Raw genomic sequence first — 24408 nt, 5'->3', positions numbered from 1 at the left:
ATGGACCAGATCTTCCTTTCCGACGGCAACACCCTCACCTCCCGCTGGCGGGAAGCCTTCCCCCACGCACAGGTCGTAGCGCCCCGGGCTGCTGCCGGCGTCACCGGCGCCGGCGAAGCCCTGCTCTGGCTGGATGGGGGGCGCCTGAGGGACCGGGAGGCCCTGGAACGCGAGGTGCGCCGGGCCCTGCAGGTCTCACCCCGGGTCGTCGTGCTGCGACCGGCGCCCACGGAGAGCGAGGCCTTTGCCCTGCTCTCCCTCGGGGTGAGCGGCTATGGCCACCTCGCGGCGACCCCTCACCAGCTGAAGGAGATTGCCGGGGTCGTCGAAGACGGGGGCATCTGGATGCCGCCGGACCTGCTGCGGCGCCTTGTCGGCCTGTCGCGGCGTGTCATTGCACCGGCCCCACGCGATGCCGCCGGCGTCGGCAGCCTCACGGAGAAGGAATTCGCCGTGGCCAGCATGGTCGGTGGCGGCGCCAGCAACCGCGAGATTGCCGAGCGCCTGGCCATGTCCGAGCGCACCGTAAAATCCCACCTGTCATCGATCTTCCGCAAGATGGACGTGCGCGACCGGGTGCAACTCGCCCTCGCCATGAACGATATCCCGGTCGACAGCAACGCCTGACCGCTCTGCAGCGCTCGCGCAAACCGCGGCACCGCCTGCCTTCCTACACGCTTACCACGCTACCCGTCAGCACACACTCTGCCTGCGGCTGGCCTCTATAGTGTGATGCATATCACACTTTTGTCTTTTTTGGTCCCCTCTGCCCAATAGTACGATGCGAAATGCGAACTATGCGTCCACATTTGGGATGCATTGCACAAATTCGCGCCTGAGCTTGAGGCCGGCGCCCGCACAAAGAACAGAGGAACAGTCCATGGCCACCCCAGTGATCGCTACCATCGCCACCATCGAAGGCACCGCCTACGCCCGCAACGCCGAGGGCGCGCTGCGCCAGCTCCGGGTCGGTGACGAACTCCGCCGGGGCGAGACCCTGGTCACTCCCGAGGGCAGCCGGGTTGATGTCGACCTCGCCGACGGCCAGCAGATCGCCATCGCCGACGTCCCGGAAGTCACCATGGACAGCGACATGCTCGCCGAGTTCGCCGCCTCCGCCGACGAGGCCGCGCTGCGCGACGACACCCTCGACGAGGTGATCGCCGCCCTCGAGGGCGATGGCGACCTCTCCGAGATCCTTGAAGCCACCGCCGCCGGCGCCGGCGCAGACGGCACCAACGCCGGCTCCACCTTCATCCGCCTGTCCCGCATCGCCGAGGACACGCCCGAGTTCAGCGGCGTGCGCGACGGCAGCGGCAACGAGGACGCCCTCCTCACGAGCCAGGCGGACGCCATCATTGGCGCCGATGCCGTCGAAGACTTCGAGGAAACATCCCAGGACACGCCAGTCACCATCGCCGTCCTCGACAATGACAACTTCGTCGAGGGCGCCGTCGTTACCGCCGTCACAGACCCGGAAAACGGCAGCGCCACCATCAACCCCGACGGCACGGTCACCTACACCCCGGATCCCGGCTTCTTCGGTGAGGACACCTTCGTCTACAACGTGGTCACGCCCGACGGCAACGTTACCGATAGCGCCACCGTTACCATCGTGGTTGTCGGCGAGGCAGAACCCGCCCCCTTGCCGACCCTCAGCATCAACGATGACACCGTCGTCGAAGGCAACACCGCCGAGGTCACCGTCACCCTGTCCGCTCCCAGCGAGGATACGGTTACCGTAGGCTTCGCCAGCTCCGACGGCACCGCGACCGTCACCGGTGGCGACTACAACCCGGCAACCGGCACGCTCACCTTTGCACCCGGGGTGACCGAGACGACCATCCTCGTTCAGACAAACAACGATGAGCTGCAGGAAGGCACCGAGTTTCTCAACCTGACGCTCGCGGATCCGGTCAACGCCGGCATCGCCGACGGCGAGGGTATCGTCGAGATCATCGACGACTTCACTCCCACCCCGCCGACCATCAGCATCGATGAGGTGACCGTCCAGGAAGGTGCCGTTGCCGAGCTGACCCTGACGCTGTCCGCCGCCGCGGACACACCCGTGACGGTCGATTTCGCCACAGCGGACGACACAGCCACGGTCACCGGTGGTGACTACAACCCTGAGACCGGAACCGTTACCTTCGCCCCGGGCACGACCACCACTACCGTGCAGATACAAACCAATACTGATGACGTCGAAGAGGGCACGGAACGCGGCTTTGTGAACCTGTCCAATGCCGTTGGAGCAACCATTGCCGAGTCCCAGGGCATCTTCAATATTATAGATGCAACGGAGCCGCCGCCTCCTCCGCCGCCGCCCCCGCCGGAGGCTCCGACAGCCGAGCCGGCGGATCTGCTGGTTGAAGAAGCTGCCCTCGCGGCCGGCTCGAACCCGGCCAGCGATGCGGAAACCGTCACCGGGGGCCTTGCGGTCAGCGGCGGCAGTGGCAGCTACACGTTCTCCATCGTCGGCGGCGGAGCCGGAAGCAATGGCACGCTGACCATCGACCCGGACACCGGCGCTTATAACTACACACTGACCACGCCCTTCGCGCACACGCCGGGCGTCGATGACGGGGTCACCACCGAGGACAACGTCGAGTCCTTCGAGATCCTGATCAGCGATGCGAATGGCACCTCCACCACGGCCACGATTACCGCCGACATCGTCGACGACGTGCCGACGGCAAGGCTCGCGAGCGAGATTCCACCCGAAGACGGACAGGAGCAAGCCCCGACGGGCACGCCGAGCCTGCAGGTCGACGAGACCCCCGGCGCCCAGGATGACCCGGAGGACAATGTTACTGACCGAAGCTCGACGGCGGCATTCAGCGGACTTTTCGCCGATGACAGCGACGGCTCGACCCCGGCAACCTCAGATGACGTCCAGTTCGGCGCTGACGGCGCCGGCAGTGTTGCCTATAGCCTGAGCGTTACCGTCGGGGCTGGCGGCGATGCGGTAGGCGAAGACGGCGTCGAATCCGGCCTCTATGCCGTGGATACGGTCAACGGCGGCCAGGGCGAGCAGATCCGCCTCTACGACAACAGCGGCACTCTCGAGGGCCGTATAGGCGGCGCTCCCGGCGAGGTCGGATCGGTGCTGTACTTCACTATCGCCGTGGACAGCGCAAGCGGCGCCATCACCCTTACCCAGGCCGATGGCGTGGCCATCTGGCACGGCGATGCAGCCGACCCCGATGACGTCGCCTCGCTCGACGGCGAGGGCGATCTCGCCGAGGGCGGGACGGTCAGCTACCAGATCGACCTGGTGCAGACGGTGACGGACTTCGATGGTGATACGGACAGTGCGAGCGTTGACCTCGCCGCCGGCATCGTCGATGAGCAGACGCAGGAGACCAGCTACGCCTTCAACTTTGGAGATGATGGCCCGAGTGCGACCGATCTCGGCGCCCTTGCGGAACCGACCAATGCTGCCGAGGGGGCGACGATTACCGGCAGCCTCGACTTCACGACCGGTGTCGATGGAGGCTCTGTCACGCATGTAAAGGGTATCGCGCTGGCCTTCGACGCCGACGACGGCGGTTACAGCCAGTCGATCGATATCGACGGCGGCTCCGTTAAAGTAAAAGCCGACGGCTCCTACTCATTCACCGCTGAAGACCCCAGCAACGAGTCGGCAACGGCCACCTTCACCGTCACAGACAACGACGGCGACACGGCCCAGGCGGCCATGTACTTCCAGGTCACGGACGCCAACGTGCCCACGGCAAACCCGGACAGCGCCGCAGTCGATGATGAAGGCCTGGCCGGCGGCATCGCCGGCGGCACCTTCGACGACGAGACCACCGACTCCGCCACTTTCAGCGACACGCTACCCATCACCACCGGCGGTGATACCCCGGTCACGGTCGACTTCGCCGCGATGGACGGCGAGACCGGCACGGTCGGTCAGGAAACGGTCAGCTACGGCTGGAGCACCGGTGTCCTGACGGCAACGATCACCAGCAGCCCCGACGCCGCTCGCGATGGCCTGACGCTGTTCACCGTGACCGTCGATGACGCTACGACCGGTGACTACACCGTCGCCCTGGACCGCAACGTGCTGCATGCCCAGGGGCCGAACAACGAGAACGAGACCGATCCCACCGTCGACCTCACCTATACGGTGACCGACTCTGACAACAGCGAAGCGTCCAGCACGCTGACCATCAGCTTCGACGACGATGAACCGACCGCCACTGACCTCGGCTCCGAAGCGGCACCGATTCAGGTCGCCGAGGGCGTATCCACGCCCGAAGGCACGCTGGTCTTCGCCGGCGGCGCCGACGGCGCCACGGTGACCCACGTCAACGGCACGGCGCTGGTTTTCGATGAGACCACCGGCTTCAGCCAGGCGGTCTCGATCGGCACGGCCGGCACGGTGACCGTCAAGGCCGACGGCACCTATGTCTTCACCGGTAACGACCCCACCGACAACCCGCTGGATGGCCGGACTACCTTCACCGTGACCGACGCCGATGGTGACACGGCCCAGGCGAACATGTACTTCCGGGTCACGGACGCCAACATGCCCACGGCAAACCCGGACAGCGCCGCAGTCGATGATGAAGGCCTGGCCGGCGGCATCGCCGGCGGCACCTTCGACGACACGAGCACCGACTCGGCCACCTTCAGCGACACGCTGCCCATCACCACCGGCGGTGATACCCCGGTCACGGTCGACTTCGCCGCCATGGACGGCGCGACCGGCACGGTCGGCCAGGAAACGGTCAGCTACGGCTGGAGCACCGGTGTCCTGACGGCAACGATCGATGCCAGCCCGGACACGGCACGCATCGGCGAGACGCTCTTCACCGTGACCGTCGATGACGCCACGACCGGTGACTACACCGTGGCCCTGGCCCGCAACGTGCTCCACGCCCAGGGACCGAACAACGAGAACGAGACCGATCCCACCGTCGACCTCACCTACACGGTGACCGACTCTGACAACAGCGAGGCATCCAGCACGCTGACCGTCAGCTTCGACGACGATGAACCGACGGCCGCGGCAGACAGCGACGCCATTATCGGCACCGACGACCTTGTTATCGGCAATGTGCTGACAGGGCTGAGCGAGGCGGGGACGGGGGGTGTCGATGCGCAGGGCGCTGATGGCGCCGAGATCACGGCGGTCAGCGGCACGCCGGTCGCTGGCTACACCGAGAGTTACGACTACGCCGTCGTGGGTAGCTACGGCATCCTGGAACTGAACGCAGATGGCAGCTACCAGTACACCAGGACATCCGGCTCGAATAGCGGCGGCAACGACGTATTTACATACACGCTGACCGACGCGGATGGGGACGAAGCGACTGCGGATCTCACGGTCAACGTCGACGCTGGCCCGACGGGGCCGGCAGCAGACCTGGTGCTGGAGAGTATTGACGAGTCTGAGCTGGTTGGCCTGAACTCGGGGGACCCCTTCCCCTCAACCTCTGATACCCTGCAATTCACCCAGGGCAGCAGCAGTATCGACAGCTTTGCCTTCGGCGATCTGAGCTCACTTAATGGCGACTCTGATCCGAATACCGCAGGCGGTGAGATCGTGTGGGTCCGCGTATCTGACACCGAAGTGGTCGGCTATATAAACGGTGACGAAACCACTGGAGAACCGGCAGTAAGGCTGACGTTGACCTCAGACCCGCTGAATGCGACCGCCACGGCAACTATGACGCTTCTGGAGCCTTTTGCAAATGCTTTCGGTGACGACATTGCGACAAACTTCGAAGCCGGAAGCATCGATGTGATCGCAACAGATACGGCCGGGCTGCAAGCGACGGGTACGGTCATCCTGTCCAGCATTGACGACGTCCCGGAGGTGGGGACCGTTATTGATCCCGATCCGATCACCAATACATCAGGAGAGACAGCGGAGGGCGCAGTGCCTCTGGATGGCGGTGCGGACGAGATTGCCTCGGTCACCGTGACCGGGCCGACAATCGATGGTATTGCCTACAACGAACCGGTCGTTGATCCCGTCACTGGCGCGGTCACACTGACTGCCGTGACAGATGACGCAAATGCTACCGAGGTGTTCAAGATTGTCGTGCAGACAGACGGAAACTATGTCTTCACGCTCATCACGCCGGAAGCAGCTACCGAAACGGAGGTCGGGTTGCTCTCGCCTGTTTCCAGCAACGCACCGACTAACACCTATATCTTCGAGAGCACCGACGGTGAACAGGTCTCTGTCACGGGTAGATCCGACACCGGGGACGGCTTGGTGAACACGAGCACGAACGGCCTGGGCGTAGACAGCCAGAACCTGGATGACACAGAAGTGCTTTCCTTTTCGCTCGATTCACCGGCCCTGAATGTCACCTTCAGCACCTTTACAGCGCAGGGTGGCGACTTCGAAGTGCGGGCCTACGATGCCACCGATGCACTGATCAAGACGGAATCGGACAACATCGGACCCGACGGCGATATCATTGCGACCTTCCCGAGTGACGCCAGTCGCATTGAACTGGAGGCCGTCGACGCGAAAGCGAAGATCTCGACCATCACCTACGATGTGCGGATTCTCCCGGACGGCGCCGAGTATGAATTCCTGATCTCAGGTACAGACAGCGATGGCGATTCGACCACGCCAACGGCGACCACGGTCACGATTGAGCCCGGTGTTGGCTCCGGGTCCTTGGTCGACGGCGTGGTGGAAGGTATCAGCTACACGACCTCGTCCGCTCTGTCCGGCGAAACAGGCACAGACGGCAACTTCAGCTACCGTGCGGGGGATACCGTCACCTTCAACATCGGAAACCTGGTTCTAGGCAGCTTCTCCGCCGACGAGGCACTTGCCGATGGCAAAGTGTTCCTGCAGGAGATCGCAGGCGTCGGCCTTGAGAACCTCAACGACGAGTACGTCGAGAACATGGCCGTGCTGCTGCAATCACTGGACAATGATGCAGATCCCTATAACAACATTGTCATCAACGACGGCGTCCACCAGGCATTTTCTGACGACAGCTTCAACCTCGCAACAATATCTGATGGCGATCTGCGGGATGTACTACTCGAAAACGGCTACGCGCCGGTGTCGGAAGGCGAGGCCATGGAGCATGTCAAGGATATGATCATCGAGCACGCGGGCGAACAGGCCTTCGAGGCTCGTGTCGACGATGGCACGGTACTGCTGGCGAGTGAAGGCGACGATGTCTTCGCCTTCGACCTGGCAGCGGCTGATGACTCAGTATCCGATATACGTATCGCCGGCTTCGGAATGGACGGGGCCGACTCGCTAGACCTGCGGGACCTGCTGGTCGGCGAGGAAGCTGCCGATAACCTCGGTGCCTATCTCGACGTCAGCTACGATGGCGCGAACACGATCATCAAGGTGAGCGCAGAGGGCGGCTTTACCGGCGGCGAGGTGGTCGCAAGATACGTGGACCAGACCATCACCCTCGAAGGCGTAGATCTCGTGGGCGACCTTGGTGGCACCGACGCCATCCAGGCCATGATCGACGCAGGCAAGCTGACCGTAGACCAGTAGTCTCATATTGCAAGAAATGCGGCCCCTCACTGGTGACAGTGCGGGGCTTTTTTTGGTCTTAAAATCCCAAAAAATCATAAAATTCTTTTATAAACAATTATTTAGTGTGTCTCAGGTCACAGTTTGCGTGATCTATCCACACATCTGCCCCAAAGTACGAAGCGCAACGCATTACGCGAAACCATGCTGTTACTGAACCGACAGGTCCCTGCTCGCCGTGCGGCGGGGAATCGACCTTCAACAGTCAAACAGCATGAGGAACGCAATCATGGCCACAGCCGCCATTGCTACCGTCACCGCCATAGAGGGCACCGCCTACGCCCGCAACGCCGAGGGTGAACTGCGCCAGCTCCGGGTCGGCGACCAGCTCCGCCAGGGCGAGACCCTGGTCACTCCCGAGGGCAGCAACGTCGAGCTCGACCTCGCCGACGGCCAGCAGATCGCCATCGCCGACGTCCCGGAAGTCACCATGGACAGCGACATGCTCGCCGAGTTCGCCGCCTCCGCCGACGAGGCCGCGCTGCGCGACGACACCCTCGACGAGGTGATCGCCGCCCTCGAGGGCGATGGCGACCTCTCCGAGATCCTTGAAGCCACCGCCGCCGGCGCCGGCGCAGACGGCACCAACGCCGGCTCCACCTTCATCCGCCTGTCCCGCATCGCTGAGGACACCCCCGAGTTCAGCGGCATCGTCGCCGCCTCCGGCCTCGATGCCAATGCCGTCGTCGACCAGGGCGAGCCCATCATCGGCGCCGAACTCCAGCCCGATGAAGCCACCACACCGGAAGAACAGCCAGTCACCATCGCCGTTCTCGACAACGACGACTACGTCGAGGGTGCCATCGTCAGTGCGGTCTCCGCGCCAGACAACGGCGTCGCCACCATCAACGATGACGGCACTGTCACCTACAAGCCGAACCCCGGCTTTACCGGCCAGGACACCTTCACCTATACGTCCATCACCCCGGACGGCAATGTCACCGGCACGACCACGGTCACCGTGGATGTCACCCCGACCAGTGAGCCGCCGCCTCCGCCGCCTCCGCCGGAGCTGCCGACGTTCGCTATCACCGACGTCACCGTCGTCGAGGGCGACCTTGCGGAAGTCACCGTGACCCTGTCCTCAACAAGCGAGAACACCGTCACCGTCAGCTTCGCAAGCTCTGACGGCACCGCAACAGCCGTCAGCGGCGATTACGACCCCGCCAGCGGCACCCTGACCTTCGCCCCCGGCGTGACCGAGCAGACCATCCTCGTCCAGACCAACCCCGACGATCTCGAGGAAGGCACCGAGTTCCTCAACCTCGAGCTCACCGGACCCACCAATGCCGTCATCGGTGATGGCAACGGCATCGTCGAGATCACCGACGACTTCACCCCCGTGCCGCCGACCATCAGCATCGACGAAGTCACCGTCGCCGAGGGCGACGTGGCCGAGCTGACCCTGACCCTCTCCGCCGCCAGCGGCGAGGCCGTCAGTGTCGACTTCGCCACCGCGGACGACACCGCCACAGTCATCGGCGGTGACTACGACCCCGAGACCGGGACCGTCACCTTCGCCCCGGGCACCACGACCGCCACCGTGCTCGTGCAGACCAACACCGACGAGCTCCTTGAGGCCACCGAGCGCGGCTTCGTGAACCTCAGCAACCCGGTGAATGCCACCCTCGACAACGACCAGGGCATCTTCAACATCGTCGACGGCAACGAACCGCCGCCCCCGCCTCCGCCGCCTCCGCCGCCGGGGAACGAGCCCCCGGTCGCCCAGGGCGATAGCGCCGAGACCGGCGAGAACACGCCCGTCGACATCAACATCCTCGGCAACGATGCCGACCCGGACGGCTCCCTCGTGCCCGGCTCCGTGGTCATCATCACCCAGCCCGAGAACGGCACCGTCACCGTCGACCCGGTGACCGGCGAGGTCACCTACACCCCGGACCAGAACTACTCCGGCACCGACGCCTTCACCTACACCGTGCAGGACGACGACGGCGCCACCTCCAACACGGCCACGGTCTCCGTCGTGGTAAATGAAGGCCGCAACGTCGCCCAGTTCACTGACAACTGGGTCAACGGCGTCGAGTACACCACCTTTGACGGCACCGGGGCCGTTACCGGCTCGGGCCTGACCGGCGACCAGGGGCCGCCTGGCTCCTTCGCTTATAACGATGGCGACAGCATCGTCTTCAAGGTCGGCAACGTCACCGTGGCCGAGTTCAGCTCCGAGAACGCGCCGTGGACCGGTGATGCGGTCCTGTTCATCCACGACTTCGCAGCCGGCGGCGACCTCACCGAGACCAACGCCATGTACCTGGAGAACACCGCGATCTTCCTCCAGGCGCTCGATGATGACCTCACCGATACCACACCCGGTGACGGCTCGCTGGGAACCAATGACCTGGTCGACCCGACAGCGGCCTTCAACTCCGCTGATGGCGGCATCAACATCAGCCAGGCCACCCGCGATGCCTTTGCCGACTATGAGGTCGACGGCAACGGTCGCGCCGCGGCGCCGGGCACCGGCCAGCCGCTGAACCTGGCCGACTCCGGCAAGGTGATGATCCAGGATGCCCTGGCCCACGTCGGCATCGACTTCACCCGCGTGACCGAGGCGGACCCGGACAATGGCGCCGATGGCAACTTCGAAAACGTGTTCGAGACCATTGCCATGCAGCACGTCCAGGACACCGTGGACGCACTGACGGACGGCACGGGCCGCGAGACAGCCACCTTCGATGCCCGCCTCGAGGACGAGATCGTTGCCGGCGATGGCGTGATCACCTACTTCTCCAACACCATCGACGTCAACGATCCGGCGAACAACCAGATCGAGTTCGACGCCTCCAGCCTGCTCGCCAACGCGACGCCGCAGCAGGTGGCCAACACGGCCAACATGGAGATCGAGCTCACCGACGACATCGGCGCCTACGTCACCCTCGACGGCGTGAAGACGCAGGTCGGCGAGGTGGTCTATGACACCGCCACCCGCACCGGCGCCATCGAGTTCGACCCGAGCGCGATCACCAACGAGCAGATCGCCGCCGGCGCCCTCGACACCCTGGAGTTCGAATACCGGATCTGGGACTGGACCGCCAATACCGTGGTCAAGGTCGAGCCCCTGGACCTGTACAAGGCCAAGATCATCGCAGAAGTGGACGATGTTCCGGAAAGCACCCAGTACAACCAGTTCACCATCACGCACAGCCTGGTGGGTGACCTGCAGGGCGAAAACGGAGAGACCTTCCAGTCCACTATCTTCACCACGGATCAGGAACTCACGGTACGCTTCTCGCCCGAGGGACTCGGCCCGGCCATCGCCGAGTACGGTGATGACTTCACCGTACCTGTCGAATACAGCACCGACGGCGGTGTCAGCTGGCAGGCACTGGACACGGTGGGCACCTGGATCTCCCCCGGCTCTACCCTGCCGCTGCCGGAGTTCAGCTTCACCTGGCCTGCGAACACCGAGTCCGTGCAGTTCCGTATTCCGATCTTCGACGACCTGGTCGACGAGACCGAAGGCGAGACTTATACGGGCAGCGATTACCCCGACCTGCTCGATCCCGCGCAGCAGATCGAGATCATCGATATCACCCTGGGCGGCAACGACAACTTCTTCACGGAGAACCTGCAGCCCGGGATTATCGACAACGACCCGACGGGAAACGATCTGCCGGTTATCGGGATCGACTTCGTCATTGTCAGCGAGGGCGACGGCGAGGCCGTGTTCACCTTCTCACTGACGGACGACGACCCCGCCCGGGCCGATGACATTACTGTCGACTACAGCATGGCGGACCTCAGCACCACCGAGGGGCAGGATTACACCGGCGTCAGCGGTACCCTGACCTTCGCTCCGGGTGTTACCACCCAGACGATCACAGTGCCCATCATCGATGATCTGCTCATCGAAACGCCCAACCCGGAGTTCGCCCTGGTCAACCTCAGCAACCCGACCAATGCCGTGATCGGCGACCCGCAGGGCACACTGCGGATCTTTGATAACGACGGGCCCTCTGTTTTCGAGGCGGGACTGCCCGATGGCAGCAGCCCGGACCCGGCGGATCTGGTGGTCAACGGCGGCCTGGACCTTACCGAATTTGACGACATCGGTATCCAGACGGTCCGCGTGAGCGACCAGGATGTGACGGGTGGCGGCACGGTGACCACGCCCTACGGCGAGTTGGTCATCACCGAGACAAACGGCAGCTACAGCTGGGAGTACACCCTCGAAAACCGCGCCGGGCACGATGAGGCACCCGGCAACGTGAATTTCGAGCTTTTCCCGGTAGAGATCGTCGGCGATGACAGCGTGGTCCGCGACGCGGGCCTGTTCGTGGTCAACATAGTCGATGATGCGCCCACGGCTGTCGATGATACGAACGCCCTCCCGGCAGACGATGCAGACGGCATCATTGAAGGCGACGTCTTCACCAACGATGCTCTCGGCGCGGACCGCCCCGCAGCGATCACCGGCGTTGCCGTCGGCGATACGGACACGCCCCTCGACAATGCCGCCACCGTTGGCGCCGTCATCGCCGGGACCTACGGCAACCTGGTGCTCGCCAGCGACGGCACCTACGAATACACCCGCACCGCGGCCCCCGAGCTGAGTGGTGACGACATCTTCACCTACACGGTCGTCGACGATGACGGCGACGTCAGCACCGCAACGCTCACTATCGACGCCGACGGTGATGTCGTGCTCGACCTGCCTCCCCAGGCCGGTGAAGGCTCGGCTGCCGTCGACGAGGCCGGCCTGGACGGCATCGGCTCCGATGCCAGCAGCGACAGTGAGACCACTGCAGGCAGCTTCAGCTACAGCGCCGCCGACACGCCCGTCGATATCATCATCGGCGGCGTAACCGTGGTCGAGAACGGTGTTCTGACCGGGAATGATCCCGTGAATACCGGCACGGGGCTTCTAACCATTACCGACTTCGACGCGACGACGGGCACGCTCGACTACAGCTACGAGCTGACCGCGCCGGTTACCGACGTCGACGGTGTGGTGGAGACCGACTCCATCGAGGTCACCGTCACTGACGAGGACGGCGATTCGGACACGGGCTACATCAACATCAATATCGAGGATGATGTGCCCACGGCGCAGGACGACAGCGACACCGTTGACGAGGACAGCTCGGTCACCATCGATGCCTTCGCCAATGACAGCGAAGGCGCCGATGGCGTCGACCTGACCACCGGCGTCGCCCTCGACGGCGCCAACGGCGGTGCCACCAAGGGCACCGTGACCTACAACAACGACGGCACCTTCACCTACCAGGCGAACCCCGGTGAAGAGGGTGCGGACAGCTTCGACTACACCATCACCGACGCCGACGGCGACACGTCCACCGCGACGGTCTCCGTCACCATTGGCGATGACACCACGCCGACGGCCGTCGTCGACTACGACAACGACACGCCCGAAGCACAGGCAGGCCCCGGCGTCACCGACGACGACGACGTTGCCGGCGGCACGGCGATCACCGAAGGGTCCCTGCTCATCACGGTGGCACCGGACACCATCGGCTCCGTGAAAATCGATGGCCAGGATGTCACCGGTGGCGGCACCGTGACCCTCACGGGTGTCGGCGTGCTGACCGTGAACCCAGACTACACCTGGTCCCTCGAGCAGACGGCGGTGCAGGATCACACGAGCTCTGACCCGATCAACCTGTCGCTGGCTGTGGAAGTCACCGATAACGATAGCCCGGCGTCGCCCGCAACGACGACCCTCGACATCCGCATCGACGACTCGGCGCCGGCCGCCGAGGACGACAGCGACACCGTCGACGAGGACAGCTCGGTCACCATCAACGTCTTCGCTAATGACAGCGAGGGCGCCGACGGCGTCGACCTGACCACGGGCGTCGCTCTCGACGGCGCCAACAGCGGCGCCACCAAGGGCACCGTCACCTACAACAACGACGGCACCTTTACCTACCAGGCGAACCCCGGCGAAGAGGGTGCAGACAGCTTCGACTACATCATCACCGACGCCGACGGCGATACGTCCTCCGCGACGGTCTCCGTCACCATCGGCGATGACACCACGCCCGATATCGAGGTGATCTACGACGCCGGCGGGCTGGTGCAGGATGCCGATGCTGCGGGCTCTGCCCAGGATACGACAACCGGAAAGATCGACCTGAGCCTCGGGCCGGATGCACCGCCCGGAACCCTGACGATCCTGGCGTCCGCCGTGGGTGGGGCCACGCCGGTCGACATCCGCTCGGGCGGCTCCATCACGGGCCTCTACGGCACACTGGAAGTCACCGGCCCCGACGCGGGCGGTGATTTTGACTGGACCTACACGCTGGACGAACCCCAGGACCATGGCGCGCCGCTGTCAGCGACCGACGCGCTCCTCGAAGAGTTCTTTGCCATCGCCGGCACCGACTCCGACGGCGACCCCCTGAGCGCCACCCTGACGGTTGGCGTCGAAGACGATGTGCCGACCATGACGGTCGACGGCACCAGCAGCGTGGTCGAGGGTAGTGCTGCAATCAATGGCACCTGGGATAACGACAACTACGGGGCCGACGGTGCCGCCAGCGTCAAGGTACTCATCGGCAGCGACGAGTACGATCTTGCCGAGGACATTGCCCTCGCCGAGGGTACGCTCAACGTCGCCAGCGACGGTACCTGGAGCTTCACGCCTGCCGGCGCGCTCGACCAGCCCGTCAGCGTCACCTTCAGTGTCGAGGTTACCGACAACGACGGCGACGTCGCCTCCGACGACCATACCATCGATATCACAGATGGCTCGGGGCCGGGCGGCGGCGATGAGATTACGCTTGCGACCGACGAGGACAGCATCACGGACTCCGATACGGATATCGTAACCTTCTCGCTCGGCACCGATGCGCTTACCAGCATGGCTTTCGGAACAGACCTCTCAGGCCTCAACGACAATGACGGCGAAATCACCTGGGTCCGCAACAGCGGCACGGAGATCGTCGGGCAGATTGGCAGTGCAACCGCCATCACCCTGACCCTGACGCCGGATCTCCTGGCCGGCACGGCCTCGGTTGAGATGGCGCTCGCTGACAACGTCACCCATGCCAACGCCGCCGGAGAGAACACCCTGGCCCTGGGCAGCATCGACGTGATCGCGGCCGAAGCCGACGGCTCTGATGCCTCCGGCTCCGTCAGCCTCGAAGTGGTCGACGACGTGCCGACCATTCAACTGGATGGCCAGTTCAGCGGCAAACTCATCATCGATGAGGCCGACATCGTTGCGAGCGATACGGCAGACTTTGCCTCCGCGTTCACCAACGACTACGGCGCTGACGGACAAGGCGCGGCGGACAGCCGCGTGTTCAGCCTCGCCGTAGGCAGCACCGCAAGCGGCCTGGTGGATACGGCAACGGGTGACGCGGTTGTATTGAGCCTGGACGGTGATGACGTTGTCGGCGAAGTGGACGGCAGCGGCGAAGAGGTCTTCCGCGTCACCGTGGATGCCAACGGCGAAGTCACGCTGACACAGTCTCGCGCTGTGCAGCACCCGGACACCAACGACACCGATGAAGTCATCACTGTCGATGCCGGCGCCATCAGCCTGGCGCAGACCATCACCGACGGTGACGGCGACACGGCCGAGCAGGCGCTCGACATCGGGCTCCGGCTTGGCTTCCAGGACGATGCGCCGACAGGACCTGCGCCGACGTCAGTGGACCTGAATGTCCCGGTGAGCGAGGTTTCCGTCGGCAACCTGACAGCCGCCTGGGACAATGTCGATGGCGAAGACGGCAGCGTCGACATCACCGACAACAACTCCAGCGACGACGGCTTTATCCAGCTTCAGTGGGGCACACCTGCCTCCAGCGGCGGCGGGCGCTCCGGCTATGATTTCAGCTTGAGCAGCTCGCCCATCGTGCTCGACTCCGAGTTTGACCTCGGGACCTTCACCCACAACAACTTCCCGATCACCGGGACGACCCTGGACGACACGGACCTTGACGTCAGCTTCGATATCGTCATCGACAACGTGGCGACCACGGTCGACATTGTCGTGGAAATCGACCACAACGAAACGCCAAACGACGGGCCGAACCCTGACGACATCATCACCATCACGAACTTCTCTGCGACGATTGCCGGCACCGGCGGCACGCAGCAGGAGATCACGGTGGGTGACCGAACCTACGTGCTGCAAATTGACGGTTTCCGGGATGGCAGCGGCGACCCGGTAAACCAGGTCTTCACGGAGGAAGGCGAGGCCAGCACCTTCACGCTGCAGGCACGACTGCTGTCGACCGATGACCTGCCCGAAGCCGGTGGCCAGATCTCCGGATCGATCTTCGGGGCGGACGGCCCCGCGGACGATGAAATCGTCTGGCAGGGTGAGAGCGGCGGCGAGGTGCAGGGCACCTATGGGATCCTCGCCGTTCAGGCGGACGGCAGCTGGACCTACACCATGGACCGCGACCAACGGGATGCCTTCTCGGGCAATCAAACGGAGACCTTCGACTTCTTCGTCGTCGACCGGGATGGTGACCAATCGGCCTCGAGCCTGAGCATCAACCTCAACGAGGTGGCAAACCAGGCACCGATCTCCCTCGACCTCGACGGCGACGGCGTCGAGTACCTGTCCCGCGACGCCGGCGTGGTGTTCACGGACCAGGTCACCGGCGAGGCGGTCAACACCGCCTGGGTTGCCGGCGACGACGGCCTGCTGGTGATCGACGCCAACAACTCCGGCACCGTGGACGAGGCCCGCGAGTACGTGTTCACCGAGTGGAGCGAAACCGCAGAGACGGATATGGAAGCCGTCGCCGAGGTCTTCGACAGCAACCAGAACCAGATGCTGGATCCCGGTGACGAGGCCTGGAGCCAGTTCGCGGTCTGGCAGGATGCCAACAGCGACGGCGTCACCGATGCCGGCGAGCTGGTCTCCCTCGACGAACTCGGCGTGGAGAGCATCGCGCTCACCTACCACGACGACAGCGAGGCGACCGAGGCGGCCGACGGCGACGTGAAGATCTTCGGCCAGTCCGAGGTTACCTGGGCAGATGGCGAGGTCACCATCGCGGAAGACACCAGCTTCGCGATCAACGTGGCCGACCTGATCGCCGAGGAAGACGGCGCCGAAGCTATCGACAGCTATCTGCAGGCCACCTTCGATGACACGAATACCGTCGTCGAGGTCAGCCGAACCGGCAGCTTCAGTGACGGGGACGGTGCGCGGGGGCAGCCTGACCAGACCATCACTTTCGAAGGGGTGGACCTGGTGGGCGACCTCTCGAACGCCGATGCGATCCAGGCAATGATCGATGCCGGCAAGCTGAGCGTCGATCAGTAAGCCACGCCGGCGGTAGCTAACCCCGCGCCGGGCAACCGGCGCGGTGTTTTTTTGGGTTCATCGCAGATTTCCGGGGGGGCAGCCTTAGCTGGCCGTGGCGCTGCCCGAGATTCATGCATCGCAGTATTCCGGGCCGGCTGCGGGAGGGTGCCCCCAGTCGCTCCACGATAGTCGCTTGGTGGGAACACCCTCCCGCAGCCAGCCCTGTCGTCTTGGGTCTCTGCCGAGCCCGAAGTACGCGAGGCGCTAGGGGTGACCACGTTTTCCGCCCCGGAAATCCGCAAAGAATCTTTTTTGTGCTGCGGCATGCGCACCCCCCACGAGCTGCGACAGCAAAAATGACCTTTATTGCAACGCATAACGCATTGCATGATTTTTTCTGTGTGCGCAGCGTCACATTCCTTTCACCGCCGGGGACCAACTGCCCAAAGGTACGATGCCGACAACCGCGTTCCCCGCGATGCTCCCCAGTGCTGAAAAAGGCGCACCCGAAGCGCCATCAAACAACAGACAAGGAACTCTGCCATGGCGCTTACAGTCATCGCCACAATCACTGCCATCGACGGTACAGCCTATGCCCGCAACGCCGAGGGTGCGCTGCGCGAGCTGAGGGTGGGTGACGAACTCCGCCAGGGCGAGACCCTGGTTACGGCCGAAGGCAGTCAGGTCGAGCTGGCGCTCGCCGATGGCCAGACCATCGTCTTCGCAGAGGTGACGGAAGTCACCATGAGTATGGATATGCTGGCGGACGGCGCGGCCGACGCCCGGGAATCCGCGCTCCAGGCCGAGAGCCTCGACGAGCTCGTCACCGCTCTCGAGAACGGCGGCGACCTCTCGGAGGTCCTGCCCGCCACCGCCGCTGGCGCGGACGGCACCAACGCCGGCTCCACTTTCGTGCGTCTCGCCCGCATCGCCGAGGATACGCCCGAGTTCAATAACCTCCGCGACGCATCCGACCTCGAAGCCAACACCGTTGACGGCCAGGGCGAGCCCCTCATCGGTGCCGATGTCCAGCCCGATACCGCGACCACGCCGGAGGACGAATCGGTTACCATCGCCGTTCTTGACAATGACAGCTACGTCGAGGGCGCGGTGGTCAGCGCTGTAACGCGCCCCGCCAACGGCGTCGCTGCCATCAATGAAGACGGCACCGTCACCTACAAGCCGAACCCCGGCTTTACTGGGGAAGACGTCTTCACCTACACCTCGCTCACCCCCGACGGCAATATCGGCAGCACGACCACGGTGACCGTCAACGTCACGCCGCTGGAACCCGCACCGACGCCGGAGCCGGAGCCCGCGCCCGAACCGGAGCCCGTACCTGAACCAGAGCCCGTACCCGTACCCGAGCCGGAACCTGAGCCGGAACCCGAGCCCGAGCCGGAACCCGAACCCGAGCCGGAACCCGAACCCGAGCCGGAACCCGAGCCCGAGCCGGAACCCGAGCCGCCGGTACCAGGCCCCGAAAATCAGCCGCCGGTCGCGAGTGACGACAGCGCCAACACTGACGAGAACAACCCGGTGGAAATTGCCGTGCTTGGCAACGATGCCGACCCGGACGGCACCCTCGTGCCCGGCTCCCTGGTTATTGTCAGCCAGCCGGAGAATGGCTCGATCACCGTTGAACCCGACACGGGCGCGGTCACCTACACGCCGGATCAGAACTACTCGGGCACCGACGCTTTCACCTACACGGTGCAGGACGACGACGGCGCGACCTCCAATACCGCCACGGTCTCGATTCTAGTCAACGAAGGGCGGGGAATCGCCCAGTTCACCGACAACTGGGTCAACGGCATCGAGTACACCACCTATGACAGCGCCGGTGACGTCACCAGCTCCGGCCTGACCGGCGACCAGGGCTCGGCTGGGTCCTTCTCCTATGAGGAAGGTGAGCGCATCGTCTTCAAGGTAGGCAACGTCATCGTCGGTGACTTCAATGCCGACCAGTCAGCGCAGTGGCTCGATGACGCCGTCCTCTTCATTCATGACATTGCCGGTCTGGCACTGTCGAACACCAACGCCAACCAGCTCGAGAACACGGCGATCTTCCTGCAGGCCCTCGATGACAACCTCACCGATGGCGATCTCTCCGACGGCCTGCAGACCAATGCCGTCAGCAACAGCGCCGATGCCTTTGCCGACGGTATTAACATCAGCCAGGCCACCCGCAATGCCTTTGCCAACTATGAGGTCGACAGCAACGGCCGCGCCGCGGCGCCGGGCACCGGTCAGCCGCTGGACCTGGCCGATTCCGGCAAGGTGATGATCCAGGATGCCCTGGCCCACGTCGGCATCGACTTTACCCGCGTGACCGAGGCTGACCCGGACGACTCCGACGGCCTCCAGAACGTGTTCGAAACCGTCGCCATGCAGCACGTCCAGGACACCGTCGAGACCCTCACCGACGGCACGGGTCGCGATACCGACAGCTTCGATGCCCGCATCGAGGATGCCATCGACGCAGAGAACGGTGTCGTCACCTACCTCTCCCGTGAGCTCGACATGACCTCGACGGACGCCGCGGACCAGCAGATTGCCTTCGATGCCACTGGACTGCTGGCCAACGCCACGCCGCAGCAGGTGGCGACGACGGCCAACATGGACATCGAGCTCACCACCGACGTCAATGCCTACGTCACGCTCGAGGACGGCAGCCGGAAAGCCGTGGGAACCGTCAGCTACGACGACAGCACGCGCAGCGGCTTTATCCAACTGGACCCGAACGCAGTCAGCAACGACGAGATCGACAGCGGCGTCCTTAACTCCCTCGCCTTTGAGTACCGCATCTGGGACTGGACGGCCAACACGGTTGTCGAAGCGCAGCCCCTGGATCTCTACAAGGCCAAGCTCAGTGCCGAGGTGGACGACGTCCCTGAGAGCGCCGAGTACAACGCGTTCACCATCACCCACAGCCTGGTCGGTGACCTGCAGCGCGAGGACGGCAGTTTCTTCCAGGCTGATGTCTTCAGCAACGACCAGGACCTCACGGTGCGCTTCTCGCCGGAGGGGCTCAATCCTGGCGTTTTTGCCGAATATGCCGACGACTTCACCGTCCCGGTCGAGTACAGCACCAACGGCGGCGCCAGCTGGCAGCAGATGCTCCAGGTAGGCACCTGGAGCTCTCCAGGCTCCTCCCTGACGCTCCCAGAATTCGGCTTCACCTGGCCGGCCGGGGTAGAGAATATCCAGGTCCGCATCCCGATCTTCGATGACGCGGCGGACGAAGGAGACCCGGCCTACAACGGCGACGATTACACCGACCTCGCTGGCCAGGGCATCGAAACCATCGATATCACCATAGGCGGCAACAGCAATTTCTTCACGGAGAACCTGCAGCCCGGGATCATTGACAACGACCCGGACAGTGACCTGCCCGTCGTCGACGTCGACTTTGTCTCAGTCTTCGAGCACGACGGCGACGCGGTCTTCACGATCAGTCTAGACCGCCCCGCTACGGACGATGTAACCGTGTCCTACGAAACGCTGGATCTCGGCGCACAGGCGGGCGCTGACTACCGGGCGACCTCAGGCTCCATCGTCATCCCGGAGGGTGAGACTTCTGTCACCATAGCCGTACCCATCATTGACGACACCATTGTCGAGGAACCGGACCCAGAATTTGCGCTGCTGAACCTCACGGGGGTCAGCGGCCCGGCAATGCTTGGCGACCCGCAGGGCACACTGCGTATCTTCGACAATGACTTCGGCATCTTCGGCGTCGACAGCGTCGAAGTCATCGAGGGGAACATAGCTGAGATAACGGTCACGCGCTTCGGTGATCCGGGCGTGGAACAGCAGGTGACCGTTTCCACCATCGTGCCCGGCGGCAGCGATAGCGCCGAGACCGACGACTTCACCGCAACCAGCCAGACCCTGACCTTTGCACCGGGCGTCTCGACCCAGACCTTCCAGATCCAGACGACGGATGACGAGATCCTGGAGAACGCGGAAACCTTCCGCGTCGAGCTCTCCAACCCGACCAACCAGTCCATCGTCGACCCGGGCCGCGCCATGGGCACGGTCACGATCAACGACAATGATACAGCGAGCGTGGTTATCGATGACGCGCAGACCGAAGAAGGCAGCAGCGCGGTCTTCTCTGTGACCATGAGCCAGGCGTCGGCCAGCGCGGAGGACATTACCTTCACGGCATCGGTGGTCGGCGAAGACACCGCGGAACCCGAAGACTTTGACGCCGACAACCTGGTCGTCAGCTACGACGACAGCGGTACCGAGACCTTTATCACCGCCAACGGCGACAGCAGCTTTACCGTCCCGGCCGGCGTGACGGCGCTGACTGTGAAAGTGCCGACCATCGATGACGACACCTACGAGGGCGACGAAACATTCACGCTCTCTGCAACGGCTGCCAATCCGGCCTACAACACCGATGACACCGGCCAGGGCACGATCGTCGACGACGGCTCGGCGCCCGATGGCGACGACGACAACGACACCCCGGATAACGATCGGCCGGCCTTCAGCATCAACGATGTAACGGTCGAGGAGGATGCGGGTACGATTCAGTTCACCGTTACCAGGGCCGGTGCTACCGAGCTGACCTCGAGCGTGCAGTACACGGTGAGCGAGGGCTCTGCCCTTGAGCCCGAGGACTACGGCGCGCAGGATCCGCTCAGCGGCTCGCTCAGCTTCGCGCCGAACGTGACCGAGCAAACGATCACGCTGAAGGTGGTCGATGATGCGTTTCGCGAGGATGCAGAGAGCTTCACCGTCACCCTGTCCAACCCCGTAGAGGCCACAATCACAGACGGCTCGGGCATCGGCACCATCACAGAAGCTGACCAGCCTATTACCACCACCATGACCCTGAGCGCTGATGATGTCGACGAAGGTGATGACATCACCATCACCGCCACGGTCGACCAGGCACCGGAGACGGACCTGGTCATCACCCTGTCAAACGACGAGACGATCACCATCGCGGCGGGTGACCTCAGCAATTCAGTGACCTTTGCGAACCCGAACACGGCGGATGATTTCATCGACGGGGAGACGCTGACCTACAGCATCAAGGAGACCACCGGGGGCAACTACGAGGATCTGGACACCGACGACACCGTCGATGTCGTGGTCAGCGACAACCCGCTGGGCACCACCACCGTGACCCTGAGCGCTGATGATGTCGACGAAGGTGATGACATCACCATCACCGCCACGGTCGACCAGGCACCGGAGACGGACCTGGTCATCACCCTGTCAAACGACGAGACGATCACCATCGCGGCGGGAACGTCCAGTGCCTCGGTGACCTTTGCGAACCCGAACACCGCGGATGATTTCATCGACGGGGAGACGCTGACCTACAGCATCAAGGAGACCACCGGGGGCAACTACGAGGATCTGGACACCGACGCCACCGTCGGTGTCGTGGTCAGCGACAACCCGCTGGGCACCACCACCGTGACCCTGAGCGCTGATGATGTCGACGAAGGTGATGACATCACCATCACCGCTACGGTCGACCAGGCGCCGGAGACGAACCTGGTCATCACCCTGTCNACGAGACGATCACCATCGCGGCGGGAACGTCCAGTGCCTCGGTGACCTTTGCGAACCCGAACACCGCGGATGATTTCATCGACGGGGAGACGCTGACCTACAGCATCAAGGAGACCACCGGGGGCAACTANTGGTCAGCGACGACCCGCGGGGCACCACGACCGTGACCCTGAGCGCTGATGATGTCGACGAAGGCGACGACATCACCATCACCGCTACGGTCGACCAGGCGCCGGAGACGAACCTGGTCATCACCCTGTCAAGCGACGAGACGATCACCATCGCGGCGGGAACGTCCAGTGCCTCGGTGACCTTTGCGAACCCGAACACCGCGGATGATTTCATCGACGGGGAGACGCTGACCTACAGCATCAAGGGGACCACCGGGGGCAACTACGAGGATCTGGACACCGACGCCACCGTCGGTGTCGTGGTCAGCGACTATGATAGTAGTGACAGTGACAGTGACAGCTACAGCGACGATCAAGAGGACCAACCGCTTACCGTAGCTGATGATAGCGAAACTCTCACAGAAGCCGAAACCGAAGGCGGCCTGACCGTTAGCGGCAAAGTCAACGTCCTCGAAAACGATAACGACCCGGACACTTCGGACCAGCCGCTCTTTGTGCAGGCGGCCGATGTCGACGCCGTGGGCGCGGAAAGCAGCGTGCTGGGCACAATAGCCTTTGCAGAAGACGGCAGCTACACGCTCACCTTGAACGCCGACGGCCAGGCCGCCGCAGACGCGCTGGATGATGGCGAAAGCCTTGTCGTCACTGCGGACTACACTGCCGAAAACCAGAGCGGTGAAGTTGCTACGGCGACTCTCGAGGTCACCATTGAAGGCAGTACAGACGACGGCAGTGACAGCCACAGCGACGACGCCAACGACGAATCCGACGACGACCAGCAGCTACCCAATGGCATCTCACACGTGAAGTTTCTGTTCACGGATGATGACAACGGCGAGGTTTACTCGGTGAAGATCGATAACTATGACGGCGACACCAAGGATCCGGGCGATCCACAGCAATATCTGAGTGCCGTGGAAAGCTTTTTGGAACAGGAACTGGAGCGACAGGTGACCTTCGATGCTTATTACATCAAGGCCGCGACTGAGGTCTACGACGCCGAGGGCAACAGCCAGGGCACTTTCGACAACAAGAGCAAAGATACTGTCGACCCGCTGAGCAATCAGGCTGACTACACCGTAGACACAGACGATGTCGTCGCCCCCATCGCCCTCGACCTGGACGGCGACGGCGTCGAGTACCTGTCCCGCGACGCCGGCGTGGTGTTCACGGACCAGGTCACCGGCGAGGCGGTCAACACCGCCTGGGTTGCCGGCGACGACGGCCTGCTGGTGATCGACGCCAACAACTCCGGCACCGTGGACGAGGCCCGCGAGTACGTGTTCACCGAGTGGAGCGAAACAGCCGAAACGGACATGGAAGCCGTCGCCGAGGTCTTCGACAGCAACCAGAACCAGATGCTGGATCCCGGTGACGAAGCCTGGAGCCAGTTCGCGGTCTGGCAGGATGCCAACAGCGACGGCGTCACCGACGCCGGTGAACTGGTGTCCCTCGACGAACTCGGCGTGGAGAGCATCGCGCTCACCTACCACGACGACAGCGAGGCGACCGAGGCGGCCGACGGCGACGTGAAGATCTTCGGCCAGGCCGAGGTTACCTGGGCAGATGGCGAGGTCACCATCGCGGAAGACACGAGCTTCGCGATCAACGTGGCCGACCTGATCGCCGAGGACGACGGCGCCGGCGCTATCGACAGCTATCTGCAGGCCACCTTCGATGGTACGAATACCATCGTCGAGGTCAGCCGAACCGGTAGCTTCAGCGAGGGGGACGGTACGCAGGGACAGCCTGACCAGACGATCACCTTCGAGGGTGTGGACCTGGTGGGCGACCTCTCCAACGCCGATGCGATCCAGGCAATGATCGATGCCGGCAAGCTGAGCGTCGATCAGTAAGCCATCCTGGCGGTAGCTAACCCCGCGCCGGGCAGCCGGCGCGGGGTTTTTTATTGCGGGCAAGAGCGCTTGCAGGCCTGTTTAGCG

At 63.7% G+C, this 24408-nt stretch carries 6 protein-coding genes; all 6 read left to right on the top strand.

The window, feature by feature from the left end:
• The 6 genes from HRUBRA_RS03990 (at position 1) to HRUBRA_RS14595 (ending at position 24321) form a co-directional block, all read left to right on the top strand.
• Positions 1-627 carry a helix-turn-helix transcriptional regulator gene (locus HRUBRA_RS03990; RefSeq protein ID WP_035514717.1) on the top strand — a complete coding sequence of 209 codons (627 nt, stop codon included), beginning with the start codon at positions 1-3 and terminating at the stop codon, positions 625-627.
• A gap of 253 nt (positions 628-880) precedes the next feature.
• Positions 881-7501: a retention module-containing protein gene (locus HRUBRA_RS03985; protein WP_035514715.1), complete on the top strand. Its 6621-nt coding sequence runs from the start codon at positions 881-883 to the stop codon at positions 7499-7501.
• Positions 7502-7769: 268 nt separating this feature from the next.
• Positions 7770-16811 carry a retention module-containing protein gene (locus HRUBRA_RS03980; RefSeq protein ID WP_035514713.1) on the top strand — a complete coding sequence of 3014 codons (9042 nt, stop codon included), beginning with the start codon at positions 7770-7772 and terminating at the stop codon, positions 16809-16811.
• A gap of 525 nt (positions 16812-17336) precedes the next feature.
• Positions 17337-22379, top strand: coding sequence for a retention module-containing protein (locus HRUBRA_RS03975; RefSeq protein WP_035514710.1), 5043 nt, complete (start codon positions 17337-17339; stop codon positions 22377-22379).
• Positions 22376-22501: a hypothetical protein gene (locus HRUBRA_RS15730; protein ID WP_322786717.1), complete on the top strand. Its 126-nt coding sequence runs from the start codon at positions 22376-22378 to the stop codon at positions 22499-22501. Before HRUBRA_RS03975 ends, HRUBRA_RS15730 begins: the two co-directional genes overlap by 4 nt.
• Positions 22498-24321 (top strand): immunoglobulin-like domain-containing protein, encoded by a 1824-nt coding sequence (locus HRUBRA_RS14595; RefSeq protein ID WP_052094352.1) that lies wholly within the window; start codon positions 22498-22500, stop codon positions 24319-24321. The genes HRUBRA_RS15730 and HRUBRA_RS14595 overlap by 4 nt, the downstream gene beginning before the upstream one ends.
• Positions 24322-24408: the final 87 nt, after the last annotated feature.

This window comes from Pseudohaliea rubra DSM 19751 (genome assembly GCF_000764025.1).
In the GTDB taxonomy this organism is placed as follows: Bacteria; Pseudomonadota; Gammaproteobacteria; order Pseudomonadales; family Halieaceae; genus Pseudohaliea; species Pseudohaliea rubra.
The sequence above is the reverse complement of the archived record's forward strand: the minus strand, read 5'-3'. Positions and strand labels throughout refer to the sequence as shown.

What these genes read in the sequence shown, in the direction of transcription:
- HRUBRA_RS03990 (WP_035514717.1), top strand. Translation starts at nt 1, where the DNA reads ATGGACCAGATCTTCCTTTCCGACGGCAACACCCTCACCTCCCGCTGG.
- HRUBRA_RS03985 (WP_035514715.1), top strand. Translation starts at nt 881, where the DNA reads ATGGCCACCCCAGTGATCGCTACCATCGCCACCATCGAAGGCACCGCC.
- HRUBRA_RS03980 (WP_035514713.1), top strand. Translation starts at nt 7,770, where the DNA reads ATGGCCACAGCCGCCATTGCTACCGTCACCGCCATAGAGGGCACCGCC.